Here is an 18,305-nt window from a genome sequence, read left to right as displayed (position 1 = left end):
AATGATCTTAAAAACGCTCAGGTCGTGGGGAATCAGCCGCCGGGAGGAGAGCGCATGCACCCTGGGAGTGACCTGCAGGGAAGAGCCTCGGTTCAGGACCGGGCCGGGCCCGGCAGCGGCTAGCGTGTCCACCGTGAACGTGGGGACAGAGGAGACCCGGCTGATCGTCCTGCGCGGCAACAGCGCGTCGGGGAAGTCGAGTGTGGCGGCCGGTCTCCGCGACAGCTTCGGCCGCGGACTGGCCGTGGTCGGCCAGGACAACCTCCGCCGCACCGTGCTGCGCGAACGCGACCGGCCCGGAGCGGCGAACATCGGTCTGATCGACCTGACCGCCCGCTACGCCCTGGACGCCGGCTACCACGTGGTGGTCGAGGGCATCCTCTACGCCGACCACTACGGCGACATGCTCGCCCGGCTGCGCGCCGACCACCGGGGCCCGACCCACGGGTACTACCTGGACGTCCCCTTCGCCGAGACCGTGGCCCGGCACACCACCAAGCCGATCGCCGACGAGGTCGACGAGAACCAACTGCGGGACTGGTACCGCCCCCGCGACGTGCTGCCCGACGGTGTCGAGACCGTGATCGGTCCCGACAGCATCCTGGCCGGGACCGTCCACCGCATCATGCGTGACACCGGCCTGGCCCGGCTGTCAGCGGTCGACCGCTGACCTGTCCGGACCCGGAAGACGGCAGAGACCTGCCCGGCCGGCCACGTCGGCCGGACCGGGCGGGTCACACAGCTGCGACCACTCGGCTACGCGCCGGTCGGGGCGGCCTGCTGCACGACCTCGAAGGACCACACCGTGGACCCGCTGGCCGCCGGCTTGGGGCGCTCACCGCTCTCGGCACCGCCGCCCTGATGGGCCGCCTTCATCGGCCCCTCCATCCATGCCTGGAAGGAGGCCTCGTCACGCCAGCGGGTGTAGACGAGGTAGTCGTCCGTGCCCTCGACGGGCCGGAGCAGCTCGAACCACTCGAATCCGTCGGAGCCCTCCACTGCATGGGCCCGGGAAGCGAAGCGCTTCTCCAGCGTCTCGCGTTGTTCCTGGGGGACGGTCAGCACATTGATCTTGACTACGCTCATGGCTCCATCCTGCCGTACGCGGTCCTGATCCCGTCGGCGGGCGGGGCTGTCGCGGGGAGTTCCACCGTGATGCGCAGCCCGCCGTCCGGGCGCGGGGTGAGGGTGAGCGTTCCGTCGTGCGCGCGGGTGATGGTCTCGACGATGGCCAGGCCGAGCCCGACACCCGCGTGGTGGGTGCGCAACCGTTCGGCTCCGCGCCGGAACGGTTCGGTGAGCGTCGCGGCCAGCTGCGGGGTGACCTTCGCACCGGTGTTCTCGACCGTGAGCACCACGGTCTCGCGGCGGACGCCGGAAGTGACCCGGACAGTGCCCCGGTCGGGCAGATTGTGGACGATCGCGTTGTGCACGAGGTTCGTCATCAGTTGCAGCAGGAGCGCCGGAGATCCGATCGCGGGGGCGATCTCGCCGCGTGTCTCGACGGTGACGCCCTGCTCTTCCGCGAGGGGGAGGAGGGTCTCGGTGGCCTCCTCCGCCAGCAGCGACAGGTCGACGGGCTCTCGGGTGAAGGAACGCCGGTCGGCGCGGCTGAGCACGAGCAGCGCCTCGGTGAGGTCGATCGCTCTCCCGTTGACGGCGTACAGGCGGTCGATGATCTCGTCGGTGTCGCGATGCGGATCGGTGCGGGCCACCTCGAGAAGCGTCTTCGAGATCGCCAGCGGGGTGCGCAGCTCATGGGAGGCGTTGGCCGCGAACCTCTCCTGCTCGGCGACGTCTGCTTCGAGCCGGGCGAGCATCGTGTCGAAGGCGTCGGCGAGTTCCCGGAACTCGTCCCTGCGGCCCGGCAGCCGGATCCGGTGGGAGAGCGACCCGTGCGTGGCCGCGCGGGTGGCATCGGTGATCCGGGTCAGCGGGGCGAGCATACGGCCGGCGAGGACCCATCCTCCCAGGAGGCCGAAGACGAGGAGGACCGCCAGGACGGTGGCCGCCGCCGGGGCGAACGTGTACGCGAGGAGCTGGCGGTTGGGATTCTCGTGGAGCATCCGCTTGTCCCAGTCGTCGGGAACGTACTCCAGGAGGAACACCCACACCGCTGTGAGCAGCAGGACGCCGGCGACCATGAGGAATCCGGCGTAGCTGAGGGTGAGCTTGAGGCGGACGCTCAACCCGGGCCGCCTAGCCACGGTCCCAACCGTCGCCGCGACCGGTGCCGGACGCTGTGCCGATGCGGTAGCCGACGCCCGGCACGGTGGCGATGATCCACGGTTCGCCGAGGCGCTTGCGCAGGGCCGAGACGGTGATGCGTACGGCGTTGGTGAACGGGTCGGCGTTCTCGTCCCACGCGCGTTCCAGGAGCTCTTCGGCGCTGACGACACCGCCGTCGGCGGCGACGAGGACATCGAGTACCGCGAACTGCTTCCTGGTCAGCGCGACGTAGCGGCCGTCCCGGTAGACCTCCCTGCGGAAGGTGTCCAGCCGCAGACCCGCGATCTCCCGCACGGGCGGTCTGCTGTGGGCGCGTCTGCGGTCGAGCGCTCTGAGCCTGAGCACGAGCTCCCGCAGATCGAACGGTTTCGTGAGGTAGTCGTCGGCGCCGAGTCCGAACCCGGAAGCCTTGTCGTCGAGGCGGTCGGCCGCAGTGAGCATGAGGATCGGCATGCCACTGCCGGAGGCGACGATGTGTTCGGCGATCTCGTCGCCGGACGGCCCGGGGACGTCGCGGTCCAGGACGGCGATGTCGTAGGTGTTGACGCTCAGCAGCTCCAGAGCGCTGTCCCCGTCCCCCGCGATGTCCGCCGCGATCGCTTCGAGACGCAGGCCGTCGCGGACGGCCTCCGCCAGATAGGGCTCGTCCTCGACGATCAGCACGCGCATGGGCCGATGCTACGAGCCGGCACCTATCGTCGGCGTATCGAAAACCGCATACATGTCCGCAACACCTCGCTGCCTTGACTCGCGGTATGACTCGACCACCGCCGTCAGTGCGAACAACACCCCACCGGAGACGCGGGCCCCTTGTCGTCGGCGCGGTAGCCGTCGTGGCAGCGATCGCGGCAGCCCTCGGCCACTCCCTGCTGAACCCGACGCACGCCCCGTCGGCCTCGACCTCACCGCGCCCCCCGTCCGCCGCCCCCTCTTCGGCGCCGGCATCGCTGCCTCCTCCACTTCACCGTGAACTCCGTGGAGCGCTGGGAGCGGCCGACGGGGCCGTACCCGACGGCGTGACGGTGCTCGACGACGGGATCCCGGCCGTCACCAACCTCGATGCGGATCTGCTCGCGGCCCTCCGTCGGGCGGCGCGGGAGGCGGCGCGGGACGGCGTCGAGTTCGCCGTCAACAGCGGCTGGCGATCACCGGAGTACCAGAATCAGCTGCTCCGCAAGGCGATCGCGCGGTACGGGTCCGAGGCCGAGGCCGCCCGATGGGTGGCCACCGCGACGACGTCACCGCACGTGTCGGGGGACGCGGTCGACATCGGGCCGGCCGACGCGACGGAGTGGCTGACCGAGCACGGCGCCGCGTACGGACTGTGCCAGACCTACCGGAACGAACCCTGGCACTACGAGCTGCGCACGGAAGCGATCGACCGGGGCTGCCCGCGCATGTACGCGGACCCCACCCAGGACCCCAGGATGCGACAGTGACCGACGCCGAGCGAGGACAGACGATGACGCAGGTGGACACAGCGGGCACCGCCCAGGGCGACATGGCCACAGCCGGGACGGCGCAGAGCGGCATGGACACCTCCGGTTCCGGGCGGAGCGACGCCGGCCCCGGGGGCGCCGGTCCCCGGCACACCGGCGCGAGGACCGGCCCCTGGAAGCGCGGCCGGGTGCTCGCGGCGGCGGCGCTGCTGCTGGGCCTCTTCCTGCTGCTGCACGCGAGCATCCCGAACCGGATCGGGAACCTCGGCAGCCTGGTGGAGACCTTCCTCCCCTGGTTCGGCCTGTTCATCCCGGTGCTGCTGGCCGGGGCGCTGCTGCGCCGCGCCGTCCCCGCACTCGTCGCGCTGCTGCTGCCGGCCGCCGTGTGGCTGAACCTCTTCGGCGGGCTGCTCACCGACAAGTCCCACCCGGGCGGCGACCTCACCGTGGTCAGCCACAACGTCGGCGCCGACAACCCCGACGCGGCGGGCACCGCACGCGCCCTGGCCGCCTCCGGTGCGGATGTGCTGGCACTGGAGGAGCTGGACCCGGCGGTCCGGAGGACGTACGAGAAGGAGCTGGCGACGACGTACCCGCACCACACGGTGCTGGGCACGGTCGGCGTGTGGAGCGGGCTGCCGCTGTCGGACACCCGCCCGGTCGACGTCGAGATGGACGCCGGACCGCTGGGGGACGCGAAGCCCGACGACGTCAGACTGGAGTACAACCGGGGGCTGCGCACCACGGTGGCCACGGACCACGGGCCCCTGGCGGTGTACGTGACGCACCTCGGATCCGTACGGGTGAATCCCCGGGCGGGCCTCTCGTCGGGCCAACGGGACGCCGGCGCGCAGTCGCTCGGCCGGGCCGTCGCCGCCGAGCGGAACGAGCGGGTGGTGCTGCTCGGCGATCTGAACGGAACCCTGGACGACCGCGCGTACGCGGGCATCACCTCGCGGATGCGATCGGTGCAGGAGGCGGCGGGCGACGGGTTCGGCTTCAGCTGGCCCGCCGCCTTCCCGGTGGTGCGGATCGACCAGATCCTGGTCCGGGGCGTGGAGCCGGAGAGCTCGTGGCTGCTGCCCGCGACCGGCAGCGACCACCTCCCGGTGGCGGCCCGCATCAGCTGGTGAACACCGTGGAGGCATCCGGACTCATCCGGGCCTCCCTCCCGCCTCGGGGAGGGCGACAGAACCTTCCGTGTGCCGCTGCCGTTCACCCTCCGCCGGGGGAGGGGGAACGCACGCGCTAGGCTGCGTTCCGCCACGGGGGAAGTCCGGTCGAAATCCGGCGCTGACCCGCAACGGTAGACGGAGCCTCCAGGCTCCGTGAGCCCGATCACCCGTGGCCGAGAAGGCTCCTGACGATTCGCCGTGGACTGCGAATGGGCGCTGCGCGGGGCGGCCGCCGTCCGGGGCCGCTCCTCATCGCGCGACGCACGGCCCGAGGCGAAAGCGACCGGCCTGTGGCCACGTCACTCGACCGCATACCCTCCAAGCCGTCGCGCCCCGCGTACGTCGGCACCGGACCGGCTCCACCCCGGCGCGTACCCCTGCCGTTCCTCCTGGCCGGCCTGTGCGCGGCCCTGCCCCTCTCCCTCCTCTGCGGGGCGGCACTCGGGGCGTCGGGGCTCTCCTGGGCGGAGGTGACGCGCTACCTGTGGGCAGGGCTGACCGGCGGGGCCATCGGCCCCGACGAGGTCCCGGCCTACACCATCGTCTGGGAACTGCGCCTGCCACGAGCCGTGCTGGCGGCCGTCGTCGGGGCCGGCCTGTCCGCCATTGGCGTCGCCGTCCAGGCCATGGTGCGCAACGCGCTGGCCGACCCGTTCGTCCTCGGTATCTCCTCGGGCGCGGCGGTCGGCGCCAACGCCGTACTCATCTTCGGTGCCTTGGGGGCGCTGGGCATCTGGGCGCTGTCCACGGCGGCGTTCCTCTCCGCGCTCCTCGCCATGCTGCTCGTGTACGCGGTGGCCCGTACCGAACGCGGACTGACCCCGCTGCGGCTCGTCCTGACGGGGACCGCGATGTACTACGGGTTCTCCGCCGTCACCACGTTCATGGTGTTCGCTGCCGAGCGCGGGGAAGCGGCCCGCTCCGCGATGATGTGGCTGCTCGGCAGCCTGAGCGGGGCCAACTGGGCCGCCGTGCCGATCGCCGCCGGAGCGGTGCTCGCCGGCCTCGCGCACCTCGGCTGGTCGGCACGGCGCCTGAACGCCCTCGCCATGGGCGACGAGACCGCCGCCGCACTCGGGGTCGATCCCGGGAGGCTGCGCAAGGAGCTCTTCCTCGTCTCCGCGGCCGTCACCGGGGCGGTCGTCGCGGTGAGCGGAGCGATCGGCTTCGTCGGCCTGATGGTCCCGCACGCCGCACGGATGCTGGTCGGCGCGGACCACCGCCGGCTCCTGGCCGTAGCCCCTCTGGCGGGAGCCGTCCTGCTGATCTGGGTGGATGTCCTCTCGCGCGTGGTGCTGGCACCGGCCGAGCTGCCGGTGGGCGTCCTCACCGCGGTCATCGGCGTTCCCTGCTTCATTCTCCTCATGCGCCGGCGCTCCTACTCCTTCGGAGGCATCTGATGCGGATCGACATCGACGCGCTGACCGTCGAGATCGCCGGTGCACGGCTCGTGGACCAGGTCACCCTGGGCGCGGCCGACGGGCAGCTCGTCGGCCTGGTCGGTCCCAACGGCAGCGGGAAGTCGACCCTGTTGCGCTGTGTCTACCGGGCCCTGCGCCCCTCGGCCGGCGCCGTGAGGATCGGCGGTGAGGACCTTCACGCCCTGAGCACGCGGGAAGGCGCCCGACGGCTCGCGGCCCTTCCGCAGGACGCGGTCGCCGAATTCGACTTCACCGTCGCCGAGATCGTCGCCATGGGGCGGCTGCCGCACCAGGGGCCGGTGGCGCGGGCATCCGACGAGGACCGCCGCCTCTGCGACGAGGCGCTGGCGGGGGTCGGCGCGGAACACCTGGCCGAACGCGGCTTCCTCACCCTCTCCGGCGGTGAGCGGCAGCGTGTCCTGATCGCCCGCGCCCTCGCCCAGCAGCCCCGGGTCCTGGTGCTCGACGAACCCACCAACCACCTGGACATCGCCCACCAGTTGGAGGTCCTCGCCCTGGTCCGCGGCAGCGGCCTGACCGTGCTCACCGCCCTGCACGACCTCAACCTCGCGGCCCTGCACTGCGACCTGGTCCACGTCATCGACAGCGGCCGGATCGTCGCCTCCGGGGCCCCGTACGAGGTCCTGACCACCGAGCTGCTGGCCGATGTCTTCGGCGTACGGGCGCACCGGGTCGCGCATCCGGAGACCGGCGCGCTCCAACTGCTCTTCGACCTCCCTCCCGCCCGCCCCACCTCCTGAAGGAGCCTCGACCACCATGCCCAACCCCCTGCGTCCCGCGGCGCTCGTGCTCGCGGCCGCCCTGGTCCTCACCGGCTGTGGAGCGGACGTCACCTCACAGGCCGACGGGAAGGACCGCACGTTGGAGGCCGACCGCCACTATCCGGTGACCGTCGAGAACTGCGGGGAGAAGAAGACGTACGACAGGGCCCCGCAGCGCGTCGTCACCAACGACACCGGCATCACCGAGATCATGTTCGCCCTCGGGCTGGAGGACCACATGGCCGGGTACGTGATGCCCGACGACAAGGGCGACATGACGTCCGTCCCCTGGAAGGACGGCTACAAGAAGACCAAGTGGCTCTCCAAGGAGCGGATCAACAAGGAACTGGTCCTCGACGCCCGCGCCGACCTGGTCTTCGCCGGCTGGAACTACGGGTTCAACGAGGGTGAGGGTTTCACCCCCGCCGAACTGGAGCGCGTGGGCGTCGACTCGTACCTGCTCAGCGAGTCGTGCCGCAACGGGCAGGGCAAGGCCCGCGGAGTCATGCCCCCGCTCGAAGCGCTCTACACCGACCTGCGGAACCTCGGAAAGATCTTCGACGTCGAGGACCGGGCGGACACCCTCATCACGTCGTTCCGCGAGGAGGTCGCCGACGCGCGGGCGAAGGCGCCCGAGGGCGGCGACCGCCTCCGCGTCTTCCTGTACGACGACGGGAAGGACAAGCCGTTGACCTCGGGTGCGTACGCCGGACCGCACGACATCATCACCAAGGCCGGCGGCGACCACATCATGAAGGACCTCAAGGACAGCTGGACGACGGTGGGCTGGGAGACCGTGGTCGACCGGGACCCCGAGGTCATCGTCATCAACAACTACGGGGACACCGGAGCGGACGAGAAGCGGAGGTTCCTGAAGTCCTACAAGCCGCTCGCCGGTGTATCCGCGATTCAGAACGACCGGATCGTCGTGCTCGACTACGTCGACCTGGTGGAGAGCCCGCGCAATCCCGCGGCGATCAGCTCGCTGGCGGAGGAGCTGAGGGAGTTCGCCCGGTAGGTACGCCCGCCGCGTGAAGCGGGGCGGGCCCGGCCCGGGGCACCTCCCGGGCCGGGCCCCGCTCGGTCGGCTCAGCCGTTGAACGTGTACGGATCGGGCCCGGTGCGCTCGCCCCGGTCGAGGGCGGCGATCTCGCCGATGTCCCCTTCGGTGAGCTCGAAGTCGAAGAGTGCGAAGTTGTCCTGGATGCGCTTGAGCGTCACGGACTTGGGGAACACGATGTCCCCACGCTGCAGGTGCCAGCGCAGCACCACCTGCGCGGGGGTCCTGCCCAGCCGCTCGGCGATGCGCGTGACCGTCGGGTCCGCGAGCACCTTGCCCTGGGCGATGGGCGACCACGCCTCCGTGGCGACGCCGTGTTCCGCCCCGAAGGCGCGCAGGACGTTCTGCGTGAGGTACGGGTGCACCTCGATCTGGTTGACGGCGGGCACCACCGTGCTGTTGTCCAGCAGCCGCCGCAGGTGGTTCTCCTGGAAGTTGGAGACCCCGATCGCCTTGACGCGTCCGGACCGGTAGATCTCCTCCAGGGCCTTCCACGTCTCCACGAAGTCCCCCGAACCCCCCGGCAGGGGCCAGTGGATGAGGAAGAGGTCCAGGTGATCGAGGTCCAGTTCCTCCATGGAGCGGTCGAACGCCCGGAGCGCCTCGTCGGGTGCGTGCGCGCCGTTGTTCAGCTTGCTCGTCACGAAGACGTCGGCGCGGTCGAGTCCCGATGCGCGGACCGCCTGGCCGACCTCCTTCTCGTTGCCGTACATCTGCGCCGTGTCGATGTGCCGGTAGCCGGTCTCCAGGGCGGCCAGCGTGGTCTCACAGGTCTCGTCCGGCGGGATCTGGAAGGTCCCGAAGCCGAGCTGGGGGATCGTCACACCGTTGTTGAGCGTGATGGAGGGTACTGGGGGCATGGTTGCTCCTTGCTGTGTCGAAGCCTCGGAAGGCGGTGTGAGAGGTACGGGTGGCGGGGCCGCCGCTCAGCCGGCGATGCCGCGGAGTTCGGCGTCGGGCGGCAACACCCGGACGAGCTTGCGGTTGACGAACTCCCGCATACCGAGCTTCGACAGCTCCCGGCCGTAGCCGGACCGCTTGATCCCGCCGAACGGCAGATCGGGCTGGGTCGAGGTCGGGTGGTTGACCCAGACCATGCCGGTCTCCACCCGCTCGGCCACCCGGCGGCCCCGCTCCACATCCGCGCAGAAGACGGATCCGCCCAGGCCGTACTGGCTGTCGTTGGCGAGCGCGACGGCTCCGTCCTCGTCCTCGACCCGGTAGATCACCGCGGCCGGGCCGAACAGTTCTTCCGCGTACGCACGCATGCCCGGCTTGACGCCGGTGAGGATCGTCGGCCGGACGAAGGCTCCGGGACGGTCGATCCGGTCGCCGCCGGTCAGCAGCTCGGCTCCCTGCTCCACTGTTTCGCGGATCTGCTCGACCAGGCCGGAGGCGGCCCGTTCGGACGAGAGCGGCCCCAGCGTCGTCGCCTCGTCGGCCGGGTCGCCGGGCTCCAGTGCCTCGAAGGCGCGTCGCATGCGCTCCACGAAGTCGTCGTAGACGTCCGCCAGCACGATGAACCGCTTCGCTGCCACGCAGCTCTGCCCGGTGTTCGCCATCCGGCCGGCTACCGCGGCGCCGACCGTACGCTCCAGCCCCTCACCGTCGAGGACGATGAAGACATCACTGCCACCCAGCTCCAGCAGGCTGGGCTTCATGTTCCGCCCGGCCCGCTCGGCGACCTGGGCCCCCGCGCGTTCGCTGCCGGTCAGCGACGCGCCCTTCACCACCGGACTGTCGATGATGCGGGAGATCTCCTCGTGGCTCACGAACAGGTTGGTGTAGACGCCCTCGGGCGCGCCCGCGTCACGGAAGAGCACTTCCAGGGCCAGGGCGGACTGCGGGCAGATCCCGGCGTGCTTGACCAGGACGGTGTTGCCCAGGACCAGGTTGGGTCCCGCGAAGCGCACCACCTGATAGAGCGGGAAGTTCCACGGCATGACGCCGAGCAGGACTCCGAGCGGCTCGTTGACGAGGTACGCCTCCCCCTCCTCGACGTCGAGAGGTTCTCGGGCCGCGAAACCGGGCCCGTGCTCCGCGTAGTACGCGAGGATGGAGGCGGCGAGATCCACTTCTCCCCGTGCCTCGGAGATGAGCTTTCCCATCTCCAGGGTGATGAGTTGCGCCAAGGTCTCCTTGCGCTCCCTCATCAGCCCGGCAACACGGCCGACCAGCTCGGCACGCTCCTCGACGGGCCGCTTCCGCCACGCCTCGAAGGCACCGTCGGCTGTTTCCAGCGCCGCGTCGACTTCCCGACCCTCGATGGCCGGGAACTCCGCGAGCGTTTTCCCGGTGTACGGATTGACGGTGGCGAACGAACTCTTGCGCTGCTCCGACATGGAATCTCCAGAACGACGATTTTGGTGCAGGGGCGGAACGATGCGCTCCGCCTTACTGCGGGGTACCCGACTGGGCAGGCAGAAAACTGCCTATAAGCACCTATATCGGTAAGGGTGCACTCACGCAGAGTCGTGGAACCGCAGGCTCGCGCTCTCCTGCCCCGCTTCGCCCTCTCCGAGGCCCTACGGGAGGTCGACGGGAACGCCCAGCAGGTCGGCCGCGGTGGTGAGGGCGTCGCCCAGCGGGAGAGCGATACGGGTCAGGGCGTGCCGGTCGCCCCGGGTCGGGTCCCTGTTGACGATCAGCACCGGAACCCCCGCCCGTTCGGCCTGGCGGACGAACCGGAGCCCGGACATCACCGTCAGCGAGGAGCCCAGGACCACCAGGGCGCTCGCTCCGCGGACCAGTGCGCGGCAGTGCTCGACCCGCTGCGGGGGCACGGACTCGCCGAAGAACACCACGTCCGGTTTGAGGACGCCGCCGCAGACCGCGCAAGGCACCACGCGGAAGTCCCCGACCTGCTCGTCCGTGAGATCGGCGTCCCCGTCCGGGTTCATCGAGGCGGCCACCGGCGCGAAGCCCTCGTTGGCCTCCTCCAGCCGGCGTGCCAGCTCGGCGCGTGGGCTGAAGGCGTCGCAGGACAGACAGACGACCCGGTCCAGACGGCCGTGGAGGTCCACGACGTCCGCGCTGCCGGCGGCCTGGTGCAGGCCGTCGACGTTCTGGGTGATGACACCCGACAGCAGCCCCTGGCGCCCGAACGCGGCCACGGCCCGGTGCCCGGCGTTGGGCCGGGCGCGGCCGAACGTACGCCAGCCGAGATGGCTGCGCGCCCAGTACCGGCGACGGGCCCCGGCGTCGGCGGTGAAGTCCTGGTAGGTCATCGGGGTGTGGCGGCTCAGGCTCCCGCCCTCGCCCCGGTAGTCGGGGATGCCCGACTCCGTGGAGATGCCCGCACCGCTCAGGATCAGCACACCGCCACCGCCCAACGCCTCGACGGCCGGCTCCAGGTCCGTGGTGCCCGGCAGGGGCTCCTCGGTGGAGGTCCAGCTCAGGGTGGGTCGCATGCGCATGTCCTCAGGGTACGGAACATGCCCCCGATGGCGACGATGCCGGGCGACGGGGCCGCGGGGGCGACCCGATGGGACGAAGGGCCCGGGCCGAAGATCCCGGCAGGGTGCGTTTCCGGCCTCATTTTGTGACAGGTGCATGATCAAGCTGTGATCGCGGCATAGCTTCTGCGGCCCCGGGAGGACAGGCCACCGGCCCTTGTGTCCCTACGGTTCGCGGTGACCGTCCTCCCACTCCCTCGGCTCCGCGCGGAGCCGAGCCCCCATGAGAGTGAAGGGACAGCAATGCTGGAATCCAGATGGCTCAAGGCAGTCGGTGTCGCCGCGGCGATCACCCTGGCCACAGCTACGGCGGCGCAGGCCGCTCCCGCGCCGGACCCGGCGGCGGAGCGCACGTCGGCGGTGGTGACGCTCCGGTACGACGACAGCCGGGCAGGCGGCTGGGAGTCGGCGATCGCGGCAGGGGTCGCCTCGTGGAACTCCAACGTCGACAACGTCAAGCTGGTGGAGGCCGCACCCGGTGCGCGCGCCGAGATACAGATCGTGGCCACCAGCGGCTGGCCGCAGGCCACACTCGGCCCGGTCCGGCCCGGTGGCCAGGTCAGGGTGGAGCTGGGCAGCCAGGCAGTCGCCCAGGGCCACGACAAGACCCGTATCGCCGCTCACGAGATCGGCCACAGTCTGGGGCTGCCGGACACCAAGCCCGGTCCCTGCTCCCAGCTGATGTCGGGATCCAGCGCCGGCATCAGCTGCAAGAACGCCGTACCGAACGCGGCCGAGCAGTCCCGCGTCGAGTACGCCTACGCGGGCGGTCTCGCCTCGCGTGTGCCGGCGGACGGACGCGTCCTGGTGGACGCCTCGTAACCGGTCGTACGAGGACACGCGAGACGCCGGCCCCGTCCTGAACCGGCGGCGGGCCACCCCGTTCCCGGCCGGCCCGCCGCCGGAACCCGGGAACGGGGTGACACGCCGGTCCGCCCCGGTGTCAGCTGTTCCTTGGCGTGAACGGTCCGTCGTGGCCGAAGGCGAGGCGGGCGAAGCATTCGGCAATGCGCCGATGGGCGGCCGGGTCCGGGTGCAGGTCGTCGGGGAGCGGAAGCTCGGCGTGGTCGCTCTCGCCGTAGAGGCGGAGGCCGTCGAGGTAGTGCAGATGGGGGTCGGTGGCGGCGCGGTCCGCGACGATCCGGGCGAGCTCGTCGCGGATGACCGTGAGGGTCAGCTTCCCGGCGGCGCTCTCCGCGGGGTCGCCCATGGCCACGAACCGGAGTCGCCCCTCGCCCGTCGCGCTGTAGTCCGGGGCGCAGGGACCCGGAGTGGTCTCGTGTATGGGGCAGTAGATCGGCGAGACCACCAGCAGGGGCGCGGTGGGGTGGCCTTCACGGATGGTGTCGAGGAAGCCGTGCACCGCCGGGCCGAACGCGCGCAACCGCATCAGGTCGGCGTTGACGAGGTTGATGCCGATCTTGACGCTGATCAGGTCGGCGGGGGTGTCGCGCATGGTGCGGGCGGTGAACGGGTCCAGCAGGGCGCTGCCGCTGAACCCCAGGTTGATCAGCTCGGCTCCGCCGAGGCTCGCGGCCAGAGCGGGCCAGGTGCCGGTCGGGGTGGTGGCGTTGGACCCGTGACTGATGGAACTGCCGTGGTGCAGCCAGATAGGCCGGCCGCTCGGCCCGGGGCTCCGGAGCGGTGCGTCGGTACGCAGGGCGACCAGGAGCGTGGTCTCGTTGTGGGGCAGCCAGATCTCGACGTCCTTCTCCTCGGCCGGCAGCCCGGTGAACCGGAGCGTTTCCATGGGGCCCGGCCGGGTCCGCGAGGTCATCGAGGCCAGATCGATGGTGAGCGTGTCGCCGTCGGGGGCACTGGCCCGGGCGGCGGGGCGGCCGTCCACGAGGAGCTCGTACACGCCGTCGGGGCGCGGCGGCGCACCGGGATAGACCCGCTTGGTGGCCACCACGTCCAGCTCGACGGCGGTGGCCCGGGTGCGGAACGCCAGCCGGACCCCGGAGGGCTGTGATTCGGCCATGGCCAGCTGGCCGTCGGGAATCTGCCGCCGTGCCCGCTCGGGCAGCCGGTGCGGCAGCATGCCGCGCCCGGTCCGCTCCAGGTCGAGCACGCCCCGCAGGATGTCGGTGCTGATGGGGGTCGTCGTCCAGTCGTGCCGGGTGGTCATGTTCTCGGTCTTCTCGTTCGTCGAGGGGCGGGAAGCGGGGTCACGAGGGGCGGGTCAGGAGGGGGCGGGCCAGCTGCGCAGCAGGGAGTCGAGCGCGTCGAGAATCTCCGTCCAGCTCTCCTGGGAGTCGGGGGAGCTGTGGCGGAATCCGCCGGCCGTCTCCAGTCCCACGTAGCCGTTGAAGAAGCTGCCCAGGAGGCGCACCGCGTGGGTCTGCTGGAGCTCGGTCAGGTCGTAGTCGCGCAGGATCGCCCGCATCATCCGGGAGTGCCGGACGCCGGCGCTCGCGGCCGCCGCGTCCGCTTCGAGCCGGAACCCGGCCGCGGCGAAGCGCCCCGGGTGCTGGAGGGCGTAGTCGCGGTAGGCGTTGGCGAAGGCGCCGAGCGCGTCCCGGCCCGCCCGCCCCGCGAGTGCCGCCGACGCCTCGTCGGCGAGTTCCTCCAGGGCCAGCAGGGCGATCTTCGTCTTGAGGTCATGGGCGTTCTTGACGTGCGAGTACAGGCTCGCGGTCCTGATGCCCAGCTTCCGGGCGAGCTCCGACGGGGTCACCTGCTCGAAGCCGATCTCGTCCGCCAGTTCGGCCCCGGCCCGTACGACGCGCTCCGCGGCCAGTCCTGCTCGTGCCATGCGACCCTCCGAACGCTCACCTGCGATTGGCTAAGAAAATATATGTTTGCCTAATAGGATTAGGCAAATTAGCGTGAGTTCCATGAAGCCCCTGACCGAGCAAGAGATCCGTACCGCCTTCGTGAACTGCACCAAGGGCGAGGCCAAGCGCCTCTCCGTTCCCCGTGACCTCGCCGACCGCCCCTGGGGCGACCTGGACTTCCTGGGCTGGCGCGACCCGCAGGCTCCCGACCGGGCCTATCTGGTGCTCGCCTCGGGCGAGGGTCCCGTCGGCATCCAGCTGCGCTCCTCCGACGCCGGGTCCTGGCAGACCCGCCGCAGCATGTGCTCGCTGTGCGTGACCGTGCACACCGGAGGCGTCTCCCTGCTGGTGGCCCCCAGGGCCGGGAAGGCGGGCCAGCAGGGCAACTCGGTCGGTGCCTACATGTGCAGCGATCTCGCCTGCTCGCTCTACGTACGCGGGAAGAAGGACGCGGGCGTCGGGTCGCGGCTCCGCGAGTCCCTCACCCTGGAGCAGCAGATCGAGCGAACCGTGGTGAACGTCGAGGCGTTCATCGCCAGAGTGACGGCGTGACCCGACACGGCCGGCTGAGGTGTCGCCGTGCGGCACGGACAGCACGCGCGCGCCTCCGCCGATCGCGGACGACATGGCCGACGGCAAGGTTCCGGACGCCGCGCTGAACGGTTCCGGCCGTGGAAGGGGCGGCGCCCGCTCCGATACCACTCCGCCGCACCCTCTGGACCTGGGCGGATGCGAAACCGTTCGACCGTGTACGAAAGGCACCGGCCAGATCCGCGATCCCGCGATGTGGCCGGTCCGGACGTTACCCAATAGGTGCCTGGGGCATCCAATTGCGGTGAGGTGCGGAGCGACCCGCTCCGCACCTATCACCGAGCACTGCGAGGCGACCGCTCCCATGACGGAATCCACGACGGAACCGGCCCGCCAGGACCACGCTCTCACCGCCCCTTCGACGCAACCGACCTCCGCGACACCGTTCCCGCAGGACCGAGAGTGCCCCTACCACCCGCCCACCGGCTACGAACCACTGCGCGCGGACCGGCCGTTGAGCCGGGTCACCCTCTTCGACGGGCGCCCGGTCTGGGCGGTCACCGGCCATGCCCTGGCACGTCGGCTGCTCGCGGATCCGCGGCTGTCCACCGATCGCACCCATCCCGACTTCCCCGTTCCGGCCGAGCGGTTCGTGAACGCGCAGGGGCGGCGCGTGGCTCTGCTCGGTGTCGACGACCCCGAGCACAACGCCCAGCGCAGGATGCTCATCCCGAGCTTCTCCGTCAAGCGGATCGCCGCGCTGCGCCCCCGCATCCAGGAAACGGTGGACGGACTGCTGGACGCGATGGAGCGGCAGGGGCCGCCGTCCGAGCTGGTCGCCGACTTCGCACTGCCGGTGCCTTCGATGGTGATCTGCGCGCTCCTCGGTGTGCCGTACGTCGACCACGAGTTCTTCGAGGGCTGCTCGCGGCGGCTCCTGCGGGGTCCCGGCGCGGCCGACGTGGACAAGGCCCGGACCGAACTGGAGGGCTATCTGGGCGCCCTGATCGACCGCAAGCGGGTGGAGCCGGGTGAGGGGCTCCTGGACGAGCTGATCCACCGGGACCATCCCGGCGGGCCCGTCGACCGCGACGACCTCGTCTCGTTCGCGGTGATCCTGCTCATCGCGGGGCACGAGACGACCGCGAACATGATCTCGCTCGGCACGTTCACTCTGCTGAGGCACCCGGGGCAACTGGCGGCGCTGCGGTCCGGAGAGACGACTACGGCCGCGGTGGTCGAGGAGCTGCTGCGGTTCCTGTCCATCGCCGACGGTCTGCAGCGGCTGGCCACCGAGGACATCGAGGTGGCCGGGACGACGATCCGCGAGGGAGAGGGCGTGCTCTTCTCGACCTCGCTCATCAACCGCGACACCGAGGTGTTCGATAACCCGGAGACGCTCGACTGGGACCGGACATCCCGCCACCACCTCGCCTTCGGCTTCGGCGTCCACCAGTGCCTGGGCCAGAACCTGGCCCGCACCGAACTCGACATCGCGCTGCGTACGCTCTTCGAGCGGCTGCCGGCGCTCAGGCTCGCCGTGCCCGCGGACGAGATCCAGCACAAACCCGGGGACACGATCCAGGGTCTCCTGGAACTGCCCGTGGCCTGGTGAGCGGCATGGGCGTCCAGGTCGACAAGGAACGCTGTGTGGGGGCCGGCATGTGCGCGCTGACCGCGCCGGACGTGTTCACTCAGGACGACGACGGATTCGGCGAGATGCTACCCGGCCACACGGCGGTGGACCATCCGCTGGTGCGGGAGGCCGTCCGGGCCTGCCCGGTCGGGGCGGTGTCCCTGACCGACGACTGACGGGCCGGGCCCGGCGGGACGCGACACGGTCGCGCCCGCCGGGTTCCCACCGCTACGGAAAACGCGCCGGCCGGTTCAGAGGCACCGGCCGGTTCACACGCGCCGGCCGGTTCACACGCGCCGGCCGGTTCAGAGGCACCGGCCGGTTCAGAGGCCGAACTCCTGCGGGGACACCCCGAGCGCCATGCATGCTTCCCGCAGAACCTGAGCCTCCGCCGGGGCGATGTACCCGTCCGCGCCGGCGATCACGAAACCGGTCTGGACGACCGCCTTGGCCTCCACAGGCTTCTTCGCGGCCTTGGCGATCTCCTGCATGGCCTCGGTCTTGCCCTGCTGGAAGTTGAACATCATCTGGTCGACGTGCTTGTTGAACCTCTGCCGCAACTGCTCCGGAGGGAAGTTCTGCAGGACGTCGTTCTGCAGGATCAACGTCTCCACGTGGTGCCGCTCGGCGGGGTCGACAGAGCCGTCGGCGGCCGCGACCAGAGCGCACATCGCCATACTGGCGTCCCGGTACGCCCCGCTCTTGAGCTCCGTCTTGAGCGAGCCGAGCTGCGACTTGAGCAGCCCCACCAACTTCTCCTTCGAGCCGCCCGCGGCTCCCGTACCCGCCTGCCGCTGGCCGGCGGGGCCCCTCGTGCCCTGCGACTGCTGCTGCTGCAGCCCCTTGGCCTGGTCCTTGATGCGGTCCCACATAGCCATGCGTGCCACCCTGTCGATCGGATCGATGGTCCGCGCAGTGTGCGCGGCCGCTTGCAACCATTCTTCGTGGTCCGCCCGTCGGCGGCCCTCGCCCGGTGACCGGTGGGCCTCCCGGAGCAGGCGGCTCCGGAAGGTTCGGCGAACCGGTCACGCGTGGTCCTTCTGCCGATCACCTCGACGGGAACGCAGCCGGCGACCGACCGCCACGGCCAGCGCCACGACCACCAGTACCAGAACAACCTTCGAGAGCACCCCGACGTAACTCTCCACGAGCTCCCACTGATCACCCAGCAGATATCCGGCCATGACGAGGATGAAGTTCCATATGAAGCTGCCCAGCGCGGTGAGGAGGATGAAGAGCGGCAGAGGCATCCGCTCAAGGCCGGCCGGGACGCTGATCAGGCTGCGGAAGATCGGAATCATCCGACCGAAGAAGATGGCCTTCATGCCGTGCTTGACGAACCATTCCTCGGTCTTCTTGAGGTCGGAGACCTTCACCAGGGGAAGCCGCGCCCACAGGGCGTACATGCGGTCCCGGCCGAAGAGAGCGCCGATCTGGTAGAGGGCGACAGCCCCCACCACCGACCCCAGCGTCGTCCAGAACAGAGCGGAGAACAGGCTGATCACTCCCTGTCCCGCGGCGAAGCCCGTCAGCGGCAGGATGATTTCGCTAGGCAACGGCGGAAAGAGATTCTCCAAGGCGATCGCCAGCCCGGCCCCGGGGCCGCCCATGGTTTCGACAAGGCTGGTCGCCCACCCTGCGATGCCGCTCGCCGGTTCCGAGGCGAGGGGGAAATGCTGCATGTGCGTCTGCTCCAGGGCTGAGTAGGGGGCCGAGGCCGGGGCCGGCCAATTCGGCGTCACATCTTTTGGGGGTCGGAAATCCCGCAAAGGCCGGTCGGATACCGAGAGAGGAATCCGA

The 18,305-nt window shown here is 70.6% G+C and carries 20 protein-coding genes and 1 riboswitch; of the genes, 10 read left to right on the top strand and 10 right to left on the bottom strand.

Annotated elements, in window-relative coordinates; translation table 11 throughout:
- Nucleotides 1-124 precede the first annotated feature (124 nt).
- Nucleotides 125-670: an AAA family ATPase gene (locus AB0F29_RS34765; protein WP_361880890.1), complete on the top strand. Its 546-nt coding sequence runs from the start codon at nt 125-127 to the stop codon at nt 668-670.
- An 86-nt stretch (nt 671-756) separates the two neighbouring features.
- Here AB0F29_RS34765 and AB0F29_RS34760 read toward each other — a convergent pair whose 3' ends face one another.
- From AB0F29_RS34760 to AB0F29_RS34750, 3 genes are read right to left on the bottom strand one after another with little or no spacing between them, the layout of a single operon-like run.
- Entirely contained in the window at nt 757-1,086 is a 330-nt protein-coding gene (locus AB0F29_RS34760; RefSeq protein WP_018960991.1) for an antibiotic biosynthesis monooxygenase, read from the bottom strand.
- Nucleotides 1,083-2,207 carry a HAMP domain-containing sensor histidine kinase gene (locus tag AB0F29_RS34755; RefSeq protein WP_361880887.1) on the bottom strand — a complete coding sequence of 375 codons (1,125 nt, stop codon included), beginning with the start codon at nt 2,205-2,207 and terminating at the stop codon, nt 1,083-1,085. Before AB0F29_RS34755 ends, AB0F29_RS34760 begins: the two co-directional genes overlap by 4 nt.
- Entirely contained in the window at nt 2,200-2,898 is a 699-nt protein-coding gene (locus AB0F29_RS34750) for a response regulator transcription factor (protein WP_361880884.1), read from the bottom strand. Before AB0F29_RS34750 ends, AB0F29_RS34755 begins: the two co-directional genes overlap by 8 nt.
- 164 nt (nt 2,899-3,062) lie before the next feature.
- Between AB0F29_RS34750 and AB0F29_RS34745 the strand changes: the two genes are divergently transcribed.
- From AB0F29_RS34745 to AB0F29_RS34725, 5 genes are all read left to right on the top strand, one after another.
- Nucleotides 3,063-3,668 (top strand): M15 family metallopeptidase, encoded by a 606-nt coding sequence (locus AB0F29_RS34745; RefSeq protein ID WP_361880881.1) that lies wholly within the window; start codon nt 3,063-3,065, stop codon nt 3,666-3,668.
- 23 nt (nt 3,669-3,691) lie between these two features.
- Complete coding sequence (locus tag AB0F29_RS34740) at nt 3,692-4,801, top strand: endonuclease/exonuclease/phosphatase family protein (RefSeq protein ID WP_361880878.1); 1,110 nt, start codon at nt 3,692-3,694, stop codon at nt 4,799-4,801.
- A gap of 103 nt (nt 4,802-4,904) precedes the next feature.
- A riboswitch (cobalamin riboswitch) is annotated at nt 4,905-5,033 on the top strand.
- 100 nt (nt 5,034-5,133) lie between these two features.
- Nucleotides 5,134-6,243 carry an iron ABC transporter permease gene (locus tag AB0F29_RS34735; RefSeq protein ID WP_361880876.1) on the top strand — a complete coding sequence of 370 codons (1,110 nt, stop codon included), beginning with the start codon at nt 5,134-5,136 and terminating at the stop codon, nt 6,241-6,243.
- Nucleotides 6,243-7,025: an ABC transporter ATP-binding protein gene (locus AB0F29_RS34730; RefSeq protein ID WP_361880873.1), complete on the top strand. Its 783-nt coding sequence runs from the start codon at nt 6,243-6,245 to the stop codon at nt 7,023-7,025. The genes AB0F29_RS34735 and AB0F29_RS34730 overlap by 1 nt, the downstream gene beginning before the upstream one ends.
- 16 nt (nt 7,026-7,041) lie before the next feature.
- Nucleotides 7,042-8,064, top strand: coding sequence for an ABC transporter substrate-binding protein (locus AB0F29_RS34725; RefSeq protein WP_361880870.1), 1,023 nt, complete (start codon nt 7,042-7,044; stop codon nt 8,062-8,064).
- Nucleotides 8,065-8,135: 71 nt separating this feature from the next.
- Here the strand turns inward: AB0F29_RS34725 and AB0F29_RS34720 are convergent, their stop codons facing one another.
- The 3 genes from AB0F29_RS34720 to AB0F29_RS34710 all read right to left on the bottom strand — a co-directional run bounded on the left by AB0F29_RS34720 (nt 8,136) and on the right by AB0F29_RS34710 (nt 11,522).
- The gene (locus tag AB0F29_RS34720) at nt 8,136-8,966 is read right to left on the bottom strand and encodes an aldo/keto reductase (protein ID WP_361880867.1); all 831 of its coding nucleotides are present in this window, start codon (nt 8,964-8,966) and stop codon (nt 8,136-8,138) included.
- Between the two features lie 66 nt (nt 8,967-9,032).
- Nucleotides 9,033-10,448: an NAD-dependent succinate-semialdehyde dehydrogenase gene (locus AB0F29_RS34715; protein WP_361880864.1), complete on the bottom strand. Its 1,416-nt coding sequence runs from the start codon at nt 10,446-10,448 to the stop codon at nt 9,033-9,035.
- Nucleotides 10,449-10,631: 183 nt separating this feature from the next.
- On the bottom strand, nt 10,632-11,522 hold the full coding sequence (locus AB0F29_RS34710) for an NAD-dependent protein deacetylase (RefSeq protein ID WP_361880862.1): 891 nt from the start codon (nt 11,520-11,522) through the stop codon (nt 10,632-10,634).
- Between the two features lie 282 nt (nt 11,523-11,804).
- Between AB0F29_RS34710 and AB0F29_RS34705 the strand changes: the two genes are divergently transcribed.
- Entirely contained in the window at nt 11,805-12,383 is a 579-nt protein-coding gene (locus tag AB0F29_RS34705) for a snapalysin family zinc-dependent metalloprotease (protein ID WP_361880859.1), read from the top strand.
- Nucleotides 12,384-12,504: 121 nt separating this feature from the next.
- Here the strand turns inward: AB0F29_RS34705 and AB0F29_RS34700 are convergent, their stop codons facing one another.
- Together AB0F29_RS34700 and AB0F29_RS34695 are read right to left on the bottom strand one after the other, a co-directional pair.
- Nucleotides 12,505-13,689 (bottom strand): GDSL-type esterase/lipase family protein, encoded by a 1,185-nt coding sequence (locus AB0F29_RS34700; RefSeq protein ID WP_361880856.1) that lies wholly within the window; start codon nt 13,687-13,689, stop codon nt 12,505-12,507.
- 54 nt (nt 13,690-13,743) lie between these two features.
- Nucleotides 13,744-14,316 carry a WHG domain-containing protein gene (locus tag AB0F29_RS34695; RefSeq protein ID WP_361880853.1) on the bottom strand — a complete coding sequence of 191 codons (573 nt, stop codon included), beginning with the start codon at nt 14,314-14,316 and terminating at the stop codon, nt 13,744-13,746.
- An 82-nt stretch (nt 14,317-14,398) separates the two neighbouring features.
- Between AB0F29_RS34695 and AB0F29_RS34690 the strand changes: the two genes are divergently transcribed.
- The 3 genes from AB0F29_RS34690 to AB0F29_RS34680 all read left to right on the top strand — a co-directional run bounded on the left by AB0F29_RS34690 (nt 14,399) and on the right by AB0F29_RS34680 (nt 16,681).
- Entirely contained in the window at nt 14,399-14,890 is a 492-nt protein-coding gene (locus tag AB0F29_RS34690) for an FBP domain-containing protein (protein WP_361880850.1), read from the top strand.
- A 343-nt stretch (nt 14,891-15,233) separates the two neighbouring features.
- Nucleotides 15,234-16,484: a cytochrome P450 gene (locus AB0F29_RS34685; RefSeq protein WP_361880847.1), complete on the top strand. Its 1,251-nt coding sequence runs from the start codon at nt 15,234-15,236 to the stop codon at nt 16,482-16,484.
- A 5-nt stretch (nt 16,485-16,489) separates the two neighbouring features.
- The gene (locus AB0F29_RS34680; protein ID WP_361880844.1) at nt 16,490-16,681 is read left to right on the top strand and encodes a ferredoxin; all 192 of its coding nucleotides are present in this window, start codon (nt 16,490-16,492) and stop codon (nt 16,679-16,681) included.
- Nucleotides 16,682-16,828: 147 nt separating this feature from the next.
- Here the strand turns inward: AB0F29_RS34680 and AB0F29_RS34675 are convergent, their stop codons facing one another.
- Together AB0F29_RS34675 and AB0F29_RS34670 are read right to left on the bottom strand one after the other, a co-directional pair.
- Nucleotides 16,829-17,383, bottom strand: coding sequence for a tellurite resistance TerB family protein (locus tag AB0F29_RS34675; protein WP_265597505.1), 555 nt, complete (start codon nt 17,381-17,383; stop codon nt 16,829-16,831).
- Nucleotides 17,384-17,530: 147 nt separating this feature from the next.
- The gene (locus AB0F29_RS34670) at nt 17,531-18,187 is read right to left on the bottom strand and encodes a DedA family protein (protein ID WP_361880841.1); all 657 of its coding nucleotides are present in this window, start codon (nt 18,185-18,187) and stop codon (nt 17,531-17,533) included.
- Nucleotides 18,188-18,305 lie beyond the last annotated feature (118 nt).

It is taken from the genome of Streptomyces sp. NPDC026589 (assembly GCF_040638385.1).
Lineage (GTDB): Bacteria > Actinomycetota > Actinomycetes > Streptomycetales > Streptomycetaceae > Streptomyces.
The sequence above is the reverse complement of the archived record's forward strand: the minus strand, read 5'-3'. Positions and strand labels throughout refer to the sequence as shown.